The organism is Corynebacterium flavescens (genome assembly GCF_008693105.1).
Lineage (GTDB): Bacteria > Actinomycetota > Actinomycetes > Mycobacteriales > Mycobacteriaceae > Corynebacterium > Corynebacterium flavescens.
Window position 1 is genome coordinate 177,272 of sequence record NZ_VXKK01000031.1, and the last position, 13,534, is coordinate 190,805.

Below are 13,534 nucleotides of genomic sequence, written 5' to 3' on the forward strand. Positions count from 1 at the left end.
CTAAATAAATGCTGCTCCAACTCTACTCGTGTCAGCAAAGCTGGCTAAAAAGAGTGTGCCTAAAAGAGCAGGCTTTGAAGAGTGGGCTAAACGCAGTCGAGGACAATCCTAGCTATTTGCCGCGCCCGCGTGCACCTTTGCCGCGGATAATCTCGCGCAGGCGTCCTAGGTAATCAAAGATGCGCTTCTCCGCGCCATGATCGCTGGGCTGGTAGTACTGCGCGCCCTCCAGGGAATCCGGCAGGTACTGCTGGCTGACGACGCCGCGCGGATCATCATGCGGGTAAACATAGTCCACGGCATTACCCAGCTTCTTGGCTCCTTCGTAGTGCCCATCGCGCAGATGCGGCGGGACGTGCCCGCTCTTGCCTGCCTGGACATCGACTTGGGCAGCGGAGATTGCCTCGATGACGGAGTTGGACTTGGGAGCGGTGGCCAGGTGAATGGTGGCCTGGGCCAGCGGGATGCGCGCCTCCGGCAGACCAATGAGCTGAGCTGCCTGCGCGGCGGCCACCGCCACCTGCAAAGCCGTGGGATCCGCCATGCCGATGTCCTCCGAGGCGTGGACCATGAGTCTGCGCGCAATAAAGCGCGGATCCTCTCCCGCCTCGATCATGCGGGCCAAGTAGTGCAGTGCCGCGTCGACGTCGGAGCCACGGATGGACTTGATGAAGGCGGAGACGACATCGTAGTGCTGGTCGCCGTCGCGGTCATAGCGCACGACCGCTCGGTTAACGTTGTCTTTGATGGTCTGCGTGCTCAGCTCCTGGCCATCCTCGACCGCCTCGGCGGCGGCCTCGAGGTAGGTCAGAGCACGCCGCGCGTCTCCGCCGGCCAGCAATACCAGTTGATCGAGCGCATCCTCGCTAATGGAGACGCGCCCGCCAATTCCGCGCGGATCCTCCACGGCGCGGCGGATAAGCCCCTTGAGGTCCTCCTCGCCCAGGGAATTGAGCTGGAGCAACAAAGAGCGTGACAGCAACGGCGCGACCACCGAGAAGGAAGGGTTTTCCGTGGTGGCCGCCACGAGGAGCACAGTGCGGTTTTCTACTGCGGCCAGCAAAGCATCCTGTTGGTTCTTGGAAAAACGATGCACCTCATCGATGAATAAGACCGTGCGCCGCCCGGCCACAAGTTCGCGGCGCGCGTGCGTAATGACCTCGCGCACCTGCTTGACCCCGGAATCTAGGGCCGATAGGCCGACGAAGTTCTGTCCCATGGCGCGCGCCACCAGCGAGGCTATCGTGGTCTTTCCGGTGCCGGGCGGGCCGTAGAGAATGACTGAGGCCTCCCCCGATCCCTCGACCAGCCTGCGCAAAGGCCGCCCAGGCCCTAAGAGGTGATCCTGTCCCACGACCTCGTCGAGCGTGCGCGGGCGCATACGCGCTGCCAGGGGCGAATCGGCGTGGGTGCGAAAGAGGTCTTGGCCCACTCCGCCCAGTCCTGGCTGCGCTGAGTCTGGCGAGCTCTGGCCGAAGAGTGCGTCTTGTGCCACTTAAGCTTCTCCGTTTAAGACTTATCGTGCAAGCGCTGGGCCACCGTGGTGCCGAATTCGGCCACGGGTGTACACACCGCGCTTCCGCACTGACCCGCGTAGCGGGCTAGAGCCTCGAAAGTTTCATAGAGGTCGCGCCGGATGAGGAGCTCCTCTGGCTCGAAGTGACCGGAGTCCCCTGGGCGCAACAAGGAGTGCTGCGAATCGTGGTTGATCTCTGCCTCGCCGCGAGCCAGGGCTACAACGCCCTCAATGCCGCCCGCATACATGGTGGTCACGCTCGAGAGCGCCCAACCAATGAGCGAGGCGACGATTAGCTCATGCAGGTAGTCCGAATCACCGAAACGCGGCCACACCTCGACGACTTGGCGGACCCAAGCGTTGATGAAGGCATCGGCCTCCTCGTTGGAGATGGGCCGCGAGAAGAGGAACTGCGGGAATCCGGCAATGACGCAGGCCACGTCGAAACCGACGTTGCGGAAACCAGCCCACTCGTAGTCCAAGAAGAACACACGCTGGGAGATAACGATGTTATCCGGGGAGAGGTCGAAGGGCGTAAAGGCCCGGTTACTCCCCGAGCGCAGGGTCGAGGTGGCGTGCTCGGCTAGGCGAACGAAGTGCTCGGGAGCCTCCAAGCCGGCCTCACGCAGAATATCGCGCCCGATGAGGATGGAGCGCTGCAGCGACTCATCACGCAGCGCTTGGTGCTCGGCATAGTCGGGGTACTGGCGCAGCAGGCGGTGAAGGAGCCGATCATAGTCCTGCTCACGCCCAGCAGTTCCGGAATGCATCTGCCCCAGGGCCGTGCCCAAAGAGCGCACGACTTTAAGCCGCTCCTCATCTTTCGCGCTCATGAGGGTATCAGCCAGGGTATCGCCTTCCCCCAGATCGCTGAGAACGAGAATCCGGCGATCTAAGTCATGGGCCAACAGAACCGGCCCCGGACGAACATCTTCGGACAAGGAAGTAGTGAACTGGTAAGCCACCACCTCGCGCAGCAGCGCGGCATCATCAATGGCGTGGCCGGTAACCGGGCTGTATTTGATGACGACGGAGCGCTGCGGCAAGAAGGCGCTCGGAGAAATTCGCACGCGCAGCACCAGGGCATGCCCGGAGCCGCCGAGGTCTTCGACTGCGGTCATATCAGGCTCGCCACCATAGCGGCTCATCAGCAGCTCAGCTGCAACCTTGATGACCTCGTCTTGACTCAGCGATTCTTCCGAATTCACTCTTTCTCCTCGCACTAGTAACACCGGGATTTAGGCGCTGGGCGCCACGGATATAGCGAACCTAGGAGGCTACGCTCATCCTCCGATTACTTTTCTGGCTGCTTTTCCGGTTGCTTGGCAGCCTTCTTCTTTTCCGGCTTGAAATCCACGCCGGTCTCGCGGCGCTGTGCCGCGGGGATCGGTGCGGGGGCGTCGGTAAGCGGATCGACTCCGCCACCGGACTTGGGGAAGGCGATGACGTCACGGATGGACTCGAAGCCTCCCAGCAGGGAAACGATGCGGTCCCAGCCAAAGGCGATGCCGCCGTGGGGCGGGGCGCCGAAGGCAAAGGCGTCGAGGAGGAAGCCGAACTTCTCCTGTGCCTCTTCCTCGCCGATACCCATGACCTCGAAGACTCGCTCCTGCACGTCACGACGGTGGATACGGATGGAACCGCCACCAATCTCGTTGCCGTTGCAGACAATGTCATAAGCATAGGCGGTGGCAGAGCCTGGATCCTTATCAAAGGTATCCATCCACTCCGGCTTGGGAGAGGTGAAGGCGTGGTGCACAGCGGTCCACTTGGAATGGCCCAGGGCTACGTCACCGGAGGCGGTGGCATCAGCGGCCGGCTCGAAGAGCGGCGCGTCAACGACCCAGGTAAAGGCCCAGTCCCCTTCCTTGATGAGGCCCAACTTGGAAGCAATCTCGCCGCGGGCAGCGCCGAGCAGCGCACGGGAAGAACGGGTATCACCTGCGGCGAAGAAGATCGCGTCACCGGGCTGCGCGCCCACGTGGGCTGCAATGCCCTCGCGCTCGGCATCGGTAATGTTCTTGGCCACTGGACCGCCGAGGGTGCCGTCCTCAGCAACAGTAATGTAGGCCAGGCCCTTGGCGCCGCGCTGCTTGGCCCAGTCCTGCCAGGCATCAAACTGACGGCGCGGCTGGGAAGCTCCGCCCTCCATGACTACTGCGCCGACATACTCGTTCTGGAACACGCGGAAGGTGGTGTCTTTGAAGAAGTCGGTGCATTCGACGATCTTGATGTCGAAGCGCAGGTCCGGCTTGTCAGAGCCGTAGTACTTCATGGCATCCGCGTAGGTCATGCGCGGGATCGGGGTGGAAACCTCGTAACCAATGAGCTTCCACAGCGCGACCAAGATCTTCTCGCCGAGGGCGATGATGTCATCCTGGTCCACGAAGGACATCTCGACGTCCAGCTGGGTGAACTCCGGCTGACGGTCAGCGCGGAAGTCCTCGTCACGGTAGCAGCGAGCGATCTGGTAGTAGCGCTCCATGCCAGCCACCATGAGCAGCTGCTTGAACAGCTGCGGGGACTGCGGCAGTGCGTACCAAGAGCCCGGCTTTAGGCGGGCGGGGACCAAGAAGTCACGCGCACCCTCAGGGGTGGAACGCGTCAGGGTCGGGGTCTCGATCTCGGTGAAGTCCTCGGCATCGAGCACCTCGCGTGCGGCACGATTAGCTGCGGAACGCAAGCGCAGTGCTGCGGCCTGGCGCGCGCGGCGCAGGTCGAGGTAGCGGTAGCGCAGGCGGGTTTCTTCACCCACCTCGCCTGAAGCCGCGGGATCATCCACCTGGAATGGCAGTGCTGCAGACTTGTTGAGAACCTCGAGGTCTGCGACGTTGACCTCGATATCACCAGAGGGCAGGTTCGGGTTCTCCGAGCCTTCCGGACGCGGTTCGACCACGCCGGTTACCTTGATGCAGTATTCGGAACGCAGATCGTGCGCGCGCTCCGCCACGGCTGATTCACGGAATACAACCTGGGCAATTCCGGAACGGTCGCGCAGATCGATAAAGATAACGCCACCGTGGTCGCGACGACGGGAAACCCAGCCCGTCAGAGTTACAGTCTCGCCCGCAAGATCCTTGCGTAGCTCGCCTGCCAAATGAGTGCGCAGCACTATTGTTCAGTCCCTTCCTGAATTTTTTGCCTTAACGCTCACCCCCCGCCCCGCGTAAACGGCGCGCGCGGAGGGCGGCTTAAAAAACATGAACGGCCCAAGTCTACAGTCCGCACCCCGCAGCGGGAACTATCAGGCGCAATAAACTCAGGCAAGCGTCACAACAGCTATCCCTAAGGGCAACTTCCATCTCCCTCTTCAAACGCGTTGCAAAACCATTCAGACGCAAAAGAGGGTAATACCGCACACTGCGCCAACCACCGCACCGGCTTTCTGTGCGTATTCCGTGCGTGTTCGGTGAATGCTCTGCGGATTCGCGTTGCGCTTATGGCATTATCAGATTCATGACATTTCGCTCAGGCGCAGAGTTCGACAACACCCGTGCGCGATCCGGTGGCGGTGGGAGGCGTGGCGGCACCATCGCTGCCGGTGGCGGTATCGGCACCGTCGTCCTCATTGGCCTCTTCCTGCTGCTGGGCGGCAGCCCCTCGGACATTGGCCAGTTTCTCGGTTCGGATCAGGGCCAGGAGCAGTCCCAGGGAGAGATTACAGGGGGCGATTCCAGCGATGAGTTTGCCCATTGCCGCACCGCGGAGGATGGCAACAAATATGATGATTGCCGCGTCATGTACGCCGCACAGTCCGTGGACCAAGTCTGGGAAACCCTCCTTCCGCGCGAGGCGAGCCTGCAGTACACCAAGCCGGGTTTGGTTATCTTCCACGATTCCACGCAGAGTGGCTGCGGCATAGCTTCAGGCGCAACGGGGCCTTTCTATTGCCCCACTGATCAGACGGCCTATTTCGATACCGCTTTCTTCTCGCAGCTCCACCAGTTCGGCGCCGAGGATGCCCCGCTTGCCCAGATGTACATCGTGGCCCATGAGTTTGGCCACCACATCCAACAGCTCGAAGGCACCCTGGGTCTATCCAACTACAACGAGCCCGGCGAGGACTCGAACGCGGTGAAGATCGAGTTGCAAGCCGATTGCTATGCCGGCATCTGGGCGCATCACGCCGATGACGGTGCTGACGCGCTCCTTGATCCAATCACAGACCAGCAGGCTCGCTCAGCTATCGATGCCGCACGCGCAGTGGGAGATGACAACATTCAGGAACGCTCGGGCGGTCAGGTGCGCCCGGACCAGTGGACGCACGGTTCTTCCGAGCAGCGCGCACAGGCCTTCTTGAGCGGTTACCAAAGCGGAAACATGGCCTCCTGCGACTTCTTGGGCCGTGGGGTCTACTCCTCCTAGACTTAGTCGCCAACTTTCCTAATCTCGCAGGGCCCAATCCCCCAGCCCCAACACCCAGCCCCAATCCCCCAGCTAGTCAGGGCGCGTTTGCCTTATCAACGCGCACCTCACCCCCACCCCTGAGCCGGGCTTATCCTTCCATGGAATAAACCCTGTTCCTTTTTGTTGTCATGTCATATAAGATACTTTCAGACACCAGAAAGAGGTTGAATCATGCAATTCGGAATCTTTACAATCGGCGACGTAACCACCGATCCCACCATCGGCACCACGCCCACCGAGGCGCAGCGCATCGCCAGCATGACGGAAATAGCCCTCAAGGCCGAGGAGGTAGGCCTCGACGTCTTCGCAACCGGCGAGCACCACAACCCGCCTTTCATTCCCTCCTCTCCCACGACGCACCTGGGCTATATCGCGGCGAAGACCAAGAACTTGCTGCTTTCGACGTCGACCACGCTTATCACCACTAACGATCCGGTCAAGATCGCCGAGGACTACGCCTTCCTCCAGCACATCTCCGGTGGCCGCGTCGATCTCATGATGGGCCGTGGCAACACAGGTCCTGTCTATCCGTGGTTCGGCAAGGACATCCGCCAAGGCATCCCCCTGGCCGTGGAGAACTACCACCTTCTGCGCCGCCTGTGGCGCGAGCCGGTGGTGAACTGGTCCGGCAAATTCCGTACTCCGCTGCAGGGATATACCTCCACCCCGGCACCGCTTGATGGAGTCGCCCCCTTTGTCTGGCACGGCTCGATCCGCTCTGTGCAGATCGCTGAGCAGGCCGCCTACTACGGCGATGGCTTCTTCCACAACAACATCTTCTGGAACAAGGAGCACACCGCCAAGATGGTTCAGCTCTACCGCAACCGCTACGAAAAGTACGGACACGGGCGAGCGGACCAGGCCATCGTTGGCCTAGGCGGACAAGTATTCATGGCGGATACGGAGGCCGAGGCCAAGAAGTTCTTCCGCCCCTACTTCGATAACGCGCCGGTCTATGGCCACGGCCCTTCCCTCGAGGAGTTCACGTCACAGACCCCGCTTACCGTCGGCACGGTCGAGCAAGTCATCGAGCGCACCATGCAGTTTGCGGACTGGGTCGGCGACTACCAGCGTCAGCTCTTCCTCATCGACCACGCAGGCCTCCCGCAGGACGTCGTGCTCAAGCAGGTGGAGCTCCTAGGAACGCAAGTTGTCCCCGAGCTGCGTCGCCGCATGGAGGCACGGCGCCCAGATCACGTACCCTCGGATCCGCCGACTCATTCTTGGCTCAAGGCTCACCCGGATTCCCCGCACTTTTTGGTCAACCCTGGAAAGGAGGACTAGGACATGCGTTCTTTGGTCGTAGTCACGGCTGGCTTGTCCACGCCATCTTCGACCCGCAAGCTTGCCGAAGCCCTCTGCGAGGCCACCGAGGCCCACATCACCGCCCGTGGCGAGGGCGTGGAGGTCCAGGTCATCGAGTTGCGTGAGCTCGCCACCGAGCTCGCCGCGGCGATGGTCAACTGGGGGGCGGATACTCCAAATCTGGATGCCGCCAAGCGCGCGCTGTCCACCGCGGATGGGCTCATCGCCGTCACCCCGGCCTTCCAGGGCAGTTACTCGGGGCTGTTCAAGATGTTCTTCGACACCTTGACTCCCCATGCCCTCGAGGGGCTTCCCACGCTCATCGCCGCGACCGGGGGCTCCTCGCGCCACGCGCTGATGCTTGATTACTCCCTGCGCCCGCTGTTTAACTATCTCCATGCCGTGGTGGTGCCCACCGGCATCTATCAAGCTACGGAGGACTATGGCACGCAGCACGGGGCAAGCACGAACGAGCGCATCGGCGTAGCTGCAGGCCAACTCGCCGATCTCATGGTCTCCCCGACCGACCGCGTGGGCGGGCTCAGCGGCATCAACGCCACCGACCAGGCCCCGCGCAAGACCGGGCTCGACCTCGAAGAAGACCTCATCGACTTCGGATCCCTACTCGCCGGCCACGACGGCACGGCGAGCGATTCCGATAGGGCCTAGAGCGCGCGAGTCCTAGAACTCGTCACATTGCTTTAACAGCAGCGGGTACCGGGATTGGCGTCTTGCTCGGCATAACGCGCGCGCCAGTACTCGCGCTCGCTGGGCACCGCCTCCTCGGGATGATGGGCCTTGAGGTGGGCCACGTACTTCTTATAGTCGTGGTCCCCCATCAGCTCACAGAAGTACCACTTGACGGAACTCAGTAGCGCCAGCATCAGTGGGCTCCTGTTGCTTCGAAGGTTTCCCCGTACGCGGCGGCGACCTCTTTCTCGCGCTTCGTGGACATGAGGCCGCGTGGCAGGAACATCTCCGATTGCCGGAAGGGTTCCTCGGAGGTTTCCGGTTCCTGGCCCGCTGCGCGCTCACGAACGGACTGGTAGCAGACCACGAGCGCATTGGCCACCACGATGAGCGCCAAGACCGCGAAGAGGATGGAGAGGCTGCCTTGGATGGCGGTGTTGCGCACCACGGCCGCGATGGCCTCCGGCGTGGTAGCCGTGGCGAACTCATTGAGACCTTGGTCCATCGCGTCCTTAAAGCGAGCGTGGTTGGACCAGTATCCCACCGCTGGGTCGGAGCTGAAGATCTTTTGCCAGGAAGCAGTCATGGTCACGACCAAGTCCCAGGCCAAGGGAATGGCCGGAATCCACGCCCACTTGTAGAGGCCCTTCTTCACCACCACGACAAGGATGAGGGAAAGGGCAATCGCCGCCAGCAGCTGGTTGGCAATGCCGAAGAGCGGGAAGAGAACGTTGATGCCACCCAGCGGGTCGGTGACACCCATCAACAGGATGGCTCCCCACAGGGCACAGACCACAACGGTGGAAATCCACACGCCCGGGCGCCAGGTCTGGTCACGGAAGCGGCCCAGTCCCGGTATCGCCCCGAGGGAATCAGACATCATAAAGCGGGCGACGCGAGTTCCGGCGTCGACTGCGGTGAGGATGAATAGCGCCTCGAACATGATGGCAAAGTGGTACCAGAAGGCCTGCATGGCCGGCGAGCCGAGGAGGTCCGTCATAATCTCCGACATACCAAAGGCCAAGGTAGGAGCTCCGCCGGTGCGAGATACAATGGTATGTTCGCCGACAGCCTCGGCTGCGGCATTAAGCTGGTCTGCACTAATTGGCTGCCCCGGCAGCTGTAGGGTGGCCACAAAGCTGGCGGCACCCTCCTCGGTTCCACCGGTGACGGCAGCGGGAGAGTTCATGGCGAAATAAACGTGACGGTCAATGACCACCGCGGTGACCAAGGCCATGACGGCCACGAAGGACTCCATGATCATGCCGCCGTAGCCGATGGAACGCATGTGAGATTCCTTCTCCACCAGCTTCGGGGTGGTGCCGGAAGAAATCAGCGCGTGGAAGCCAGAGAGCGCACCACAGGCAATCGTGATGAAAAGGAAGGGGAACATGTTGCCGGAAAAGACCGGCCCGTTGCCCTCAATCGCGAAAGAAGTCACCGCTGGCATCTGGATGAGGGGACGCTCGATGACAATCGCCAGCGCCAACAAGACGATGACGCCGATCTTCATGAACGTGGACAGGTAATCGCGGGGTGCGAGCAATAGCCAGACAGGAAGGACGGAGACCACGATGCCGTAGCCAATAAGCGCGAAGGCAAGGGTCTCTTTAGACCAGGTGAAGGCCTCTACTCCCCAGGCGGTATCCGCCACCCAGCCGCCGCCGACGATGGCAGCCAGCAGCAAGACGATGCCGATGAGGGAGACCTCTGAGACCTTGCCTGGGCGCAGGTAACGCAGGTACAAGCCCATGAGCAAGGCAATCGGAATCGTCATGGAGATGGAGAAAACACCCCAGGGCGATTCTGCCAAGGCATTGACCACGATGAGGGAAAGCACCGCGATGATGATGATCATGATGGCGATCGTGGCGATGATTCCGGCTATGCCGCCGACCTTGCCCATCTCGTCCTCGATCATCTTGCCCAGCGAGCGCCCACGGCGACGCGTGGACACCCACAGGACGAGGTAGTCCTGCACAGCGCCTGCCAGAATGACGCCTAAGACGATCCACAGGGTTCCTGGCAGGTAACCCATCTGCGCCGCCATGACCGGGCCGACGAGGGGGCCGGCGCCAGCAATCGCTGCGAAGTGGTGTCCAAAGAGGACTCGGCGGTCAGTAGGCACGAAGTCCTTGCCATCATTGACGTACTCAGCCGGCGTGGCACGATCGTTGCGGGGCTTGACCACCTTGTATTCGATGAGGCGGGCATAAAGCGTATATCCGATGACATAGGAGCCAATGGCGGCTAAAACTAGCCATACTGAACTAATTGTTTCCCCGCGGTGCAGTGCCAATACTCCCCATCCAGCGGCTGCCACCACGGCTGCTACGAGGATGACGAAGGTCTCAACCTTGCCTATGACGCGCTGCGGGCGCACGTTAATGGGCTTCTTTTCACCCTTGACCTCGACGAAGTCAATATCAGACTTGTCCGGGTCTGCTTGCGGGCCGACTTTTATACTCACGCTCTTCTCCTCGACGAAACTGAGCGGATAAATAAAAACTCGTGGCTCGCCCCGCATGCAGATGCATAGAAGTAGGCCTGTGCTACCCCACGCACTTGACGGTGTGAGCTACGATACAGACTAGTATCACCTATACATAACTCACACACAATAGGTTGCGCTATATTCGCTTCACAAACTTCCCAAACATCTTCACGAGGCAGTTCCAAACACACGGGCTATGTCAGCACCAACGTCAGCTGCCGAGCTCAAGTTAGAGGCAGTTGTAAGATGAAGGGTTGCAGCGATACCCGCAGGCTCCGGCTAGAACATCGCGGACTTATCCCAGGCACAAAGAACATCCCAGGCACAAAGAAAGAAGTTCTCACCCCGCATGGCAATTAGCGTCACCGATATCTTCTCCATTGGAATCGGCCCATCCTCTTCCCATACGGTGGGACCGATGCGCGCGGCGAAGGCCTTTATAGAGTCACTTCCACACGTTCCTGCCCGGGTGCACACCGAATTGCGGGGCTCCCTCGCAGCCACCGGCCGTGGCCACGCCACCGACCGCGCGGTCATCTTGGGTCTGGCCGGATGGGATCCACTCACCGTCGCTATCGACGCCGAGCCGCAGGCGGGTCACCCCATCCCAGAACAGGGCCATGTCGAAGGACCTGCCGGAGCGATGTATTACTCGATCTCCTTCAACAGCACTCCCGTGGCCGAGCACCCCAATTGCCTTATCTTCAGCGCTTGGGACTCTGCAGGCAATGCCCTCGCCATAGAATCCGAGTACTTCTCCGTCGGAGGCGGATTCATCCTCTCCCGCGCAGAGCTCGATGCCGAGCTCAGTGCCAGCGATGAGGTTCCCGCTGGTGTCGCGGCCGCACAGGTCTCTGAGCCAGTTCCCTATGAGTTCAGTACCGCGCAGCGCCTACTTGAGCTCAGCGCGGAGACGGGCCTGGCTATCTGGGAGCTGGTCTTGGCCAACGAGGAAGTTCTCCACAAGGATGAGGGCGGCGCCGAGTATGTGCTGCACCATCTCGACCGCGTCTGGGATGTCATGCGCGAATGTGTCACCGACGGCATTTCAACGCGCGGGATCTTACCCGGCGGCCTGCATGTCTCGCGCCGGGCTCCGCACATGTACGAGCAGCTTCTCAATAGCTACCAAGACCAAGCCAGCGGCTTCTCCGCGATGGAATGGGTCAACCTGTATGCTCTCGCGGTCAACGAGCAAAACGCGGCCGGTGGGCGCGTAGTCACAGCTCCAACCAACGGCGCCTGCGGAATTATCCCCGCCGTCCTGCACTATGCCAGGGACTTTCAGGCCAACTTCACCCGTGAATCGGCGCGCCGTTATCTGCTTACGGCTGGGGCCATCGGGATGATCATCAAACAAAACGCCTCCATCTCTGGGGCCGAGGTGGGCTGCCAAGGCGAGGTCGGCTCCGCTTCCTCCATGGCAGCCGCAGGTATGGCAGAACTACTCGGTGGGACGTCGGCAGAGATAGAAAACGCCGCTGAGATCGCCCTTGAGCACAACCTCGGCCTGACCTGCGATCCGGTGGGCGGGTTGGTGCAGATCCCATGCATCGAGCGCAATGCCATCGGCGCGGTCAAGTCAATCAACGCCGCACGCCTAGCCAAGATCGGCGAAGGCACCCACTACGTCACCCTGGATGCCGCAGTGCAGACCATGGCGGAGACTGGGCGGGACATGCTCTCCAAGTACAAGGAGACCTCCATCGGAGGACTCGCCAAGACTCTGGGCTTTAGCGTGTCCCAGGTGGAGTGCTAGCACCCTAATCCCAGACACAACCCAGCCAGAGCCTCTGGCTCAGCAACAGACACACACCGGGCCTCAGAGCCCCCAGGCCTAGACCAAAAGGCGCCGCGCAACCTCGGCGACAACCTGGTCCAGGGCCACCTCGTGCTGCTCGTGGGCGGCGAGATCCTTGAGGGCCACGGTGCCGGATTCCAGTTCCTGGTCACCGATGACGAGGGCGAAGCGTGCACCCGCGCGGTCGGCGCCCTTCATCGCACCCTTGAGGCCGCGGTCACCGAAGGACATGTCACTGGCAATGCCAGCCTTGCGCAGCTCATTGATGAGCCCTGCCATGTGCCTCTTGGCGTTCGCACCCATGGGCACGCCGAATACATCGACGCGACTGTTGACGCCGTCGAGGGTGATGCCCTCTGCTTCCAGTGCCAACAAGGCGCGGTCGACGCCGAGGCCATAGCCAATGCCGGAGAGCTCTTGGCCGCCTAACTGAGCCATCAGGCCGTCATAGCGCCCGCCGCCGCCGATGCCAGATTGGGCACCGAGGCCATCGTGGACGAACTCGAAGCAAGTCTTGGTGTAATAATCCAGCCCACGCACCATGCGCGGGTTGATTTCAAAAGGCACCCCCATGTCCTGCAGTAGCCCGGTGACCGTTTCAAAGTGTTCCTGGCACTCGTGGTCGAGGTAGTCGAGCATGAGCGGGGCGTCGGCCGTGGCTTCCTGGATTTCTGGGCGCTTGTCATCGAGAACGCGCAGCGGGTTAATCTCCGCGCGGTGACGGGTCTCCTCATCTAGGTTGAGCTTGAACAAGAACTCCTGCAGCTTCTCGCGGTAGGCCGGACGGCAGTTGTTATCACCCAAGCTGGTGAGTTCAAGGCGGAAACCCTTGAGGCCCAAGGTCCGGAAGGAACGATCAGCCAAGGCTACGACCTCAGCATCCAAAGCGGGATCATCCATGCCGATGGCCTCGACGCCGACCTGCTGCAGCTGACGGTAGCGCCCAGCTTGGGGGCGCTCATAGCGGAAGAAAGGCCCAAAGTAGTTGAGCTTGACCGGCAGCTGTCCGCGGTCCAGGTTGTGCTCAATAACAGCTCGCATGACGCCTGCTGTGCCCTCGGGGCGAAGGGTAACAGAGCGATCGCCACGGTCGGCGAAGGTGTACATCTCTTTGGAGACCACGTCGGTGGATTCACCCACGCCACGGGCAAAGAGGGCGGTGTCTTCGAAGATGGGCAGCTCGATGTGCTGGAACCCAGATAAATGAGCCTGCTCCACCATGGTTTCGCGCACCTTGTAGAAGGTTGCGGACTGCGGCGGTACATAATCCGGGACGCCCTTGGGCGCCGAAAGGGCTTGGAACTGCTTTTTATCACTCACG

General features: G+C 61.3%; 10 protein-coding genes. 4 read left to right on the top strand and 6 right to left on the bottom strand.

Going from position 1 to position 13,534, the window contains the following annotated elements; all coding sequences use genetic code 11:
* Positions 1-112: 112 nt before the first annotated feature.
* From F4V60_RS06700 to aspS, 3 genes are all read right to left on the bottom strand, one after another.
* Positions 113-1,495 carry a replication-associated recombination protein A gene (locus tag F4V60_RS06700; protein WP_075729892.1) on the bottom strand — a complete coding sequence of 461 codons (1,383 nt, stop codon included), beginning with the start codon at positions 1,493-1,495 and terminating at the stop codon, positions 113-115.
* Positions 1,496-1,509: 14 nt separating this feature from the next.
* On the bottom strand, positions 1,510-2,664 hold the full coding sequence (locus tag F4V60_RS06705) for a phosphotransferase family protein (protein WP_141255855.1): 1,155 nt from the start codon (positions 2,662-2,664) through the stop codon (positions 1,510-1,512).
* A 146-nt stretch (positions 2,665-2,810) separates the two neighbouring features.
* Positions 2,811-4,628 carry an aspartate--tRNA ligase gene (gene aspS / locus F4V60_RS06710; RefSeq protein WP_075729894.1) on the bottom strand — a complete coding sequence of 606 codons (1,818 nt, stop codon included), beginning with the start codon at positions 4,626-4,628 and terminating at the stop codon, positions 2,811-2,813.
* A 344-nt stretch (positions 4,629-4,972) separates the two neighbouring features.
* Here aspS and ypfJ point away from each other — a divergent pair, with 344 nt between their 5' ends.
* The 3 genes from ypfJ to F4V60_RS06725 all read left to right on the top strand — a co-directional run bounded on the left by ypfJ (position 4,973) and on the right by F4V60_RS06725 (position 7,897).
* Positions 4,973-5,881 (top strand): KPN_02809 family neutral zinc metallopeptidase, encoded by a 909-nt coding sequence (ypfJ, locus tag F4V60_RS06715; protein ID WP_075729895.1) that lies wholly within the window; start codon positions 4,973-4,975, stop codon positions 5,879-5,881.
* 213 nt (positions 5,882-6,094) lie between these two features.
* Positions 6,095-7,207 carry an LLM class flavin-dependent oxidoreductase gene (locus F4V60_RS06720; RefSeq protein ID WP_075729896.1) on the top strand — a complete coding sequence of 371 codons (1,113 nt, stop codon included), beginning with the start codon at positions 6,095-6,097 and terminating at the stop codon, positions 7,205-7,207.
* A 3-nt stretch (positions 7,208-7,210) separates the two neighbouring features.
* Positions 7,211-7,897, top strand: a complete 687-nt coding sequence (locus tag F4V60_RS06725) for an FMN reductase (RefSeq protein WP_075729897.1) — start codon at positions 7,211-7,213, stop codon at positions 7,895-7,897.
* Positions 7,898-7,929: 32 nt separating this feature from the next.
* Here F4V60_RS06725 and F4V60_RS06730 read toward each other — a convergent pair whose 3' ends face one another.
* The gene (locus F4V60_RS06730; protein ID WP_075729898.1) at positions 7,930-8,112 is read right to left on the bottom strand and encodes a YbdD/YjiX family protein; all 183 of its coding nucleotides are present in this window, start codon (positions 8,110-8,112) and stop codon (positions 7,930-7,932) included.
* Positions 8,112-10,307 carry a carbon starvation CstA family protein gene (locus F4V60_RS06735; RefSeq protein WP_428840510.1) on the bottom strand — a complete coding sequence of 732 codons (2,196 nt, stop codon included), beginning with the start codon at positions 10,305-10,307 and terminating at the stop codon, positions 8,112-8,114. Before F4V60_RS06735 ends, F4V60_RS06730 begins: the two co-directional genes overlap by 1 nt.
* A 454-nt stretch (positions 10,308-10,761) precedes the next feature.
* On the opposite strand from F4V60_RS06735, the gene F4V60_RS06740 reads away from it, so the two are divergent.
* Positions 10,762-12,171 (top strand): L-serine ammonia-lyase, encoded by a 1,410-nt coding sequence (locus tag F4V60_RS06740; RefSeq protein ID WP_075729900.1) that lies wholly within the window; start codon positions 10,762-10,764, stop codon positions 12,169-12,171.
* A 78-nt stretch (positions 12,172-12,249) separates the two neighbouring features.
* On the opposite strand, the gene hisS is transcribed toward F4V60_RS06740, so the two are convergent.
* Positions 12,250-13,533, bottom strand: coding sequence for a histidine--tRNA ligase (gene hisS, locus F4V60_RS06745; RefSeq protein WP_075729901.1), 1,284 nt, complete (start codon positions 13,531-13,533; stop codon positions 12,250-12,252).
* Position 13,534: the final 1 nt, after the last annotated feature.

What these genes read in the sequence shown, in the direction of transcription:
- ypfJ (WP_075729895.1), top strand. Translation starts at nt 4,973, where the DNA reads ATGACATTTCGCTCAGGCGCAGAGTTCGACAACACCCGTGCGCGATCC.
- F4V60_RS06725 (WP_075729897.1), top strand. Translation starts at nt 7,211, where the DNA reads ATGCGTTCTTTGGTCGTAGTCACGGCTGGCTTGTCCACGCCATCTTCG.
- F4V60_RS06740 (WP_075729900.1), top strand. Translation starts at nt 10,762, where the DNA reads ATGGCAATTAGCGTCACCGATATCTTCTCCATTGGAATCGGCCCATCC.
- F4V60_RS06720 (WP_075729896.1), top strand. Translation starts at nt 6,095, where the DNA reads ATGCAATTCGGAATCTTTACAATCGGCGACGTAACCACCGATCCCACC.
- F4V60_RS06705 (WP_141255855.1), bottom strand. Translation starts at nt 2,664, where the DNA reads ATGAGCCGCTATGGTGGCGAGCCTGATATGACCGCAGTCGAAGACCTC.
- F4V60_RS06730 (WP_075729898.1), bottom strand. Translation starts at nt 8,112, where the DNA reads ATGCTGGCGCTACTGAGTTCCGTCAAGTGGTACTTCTGTGAGCTGATG.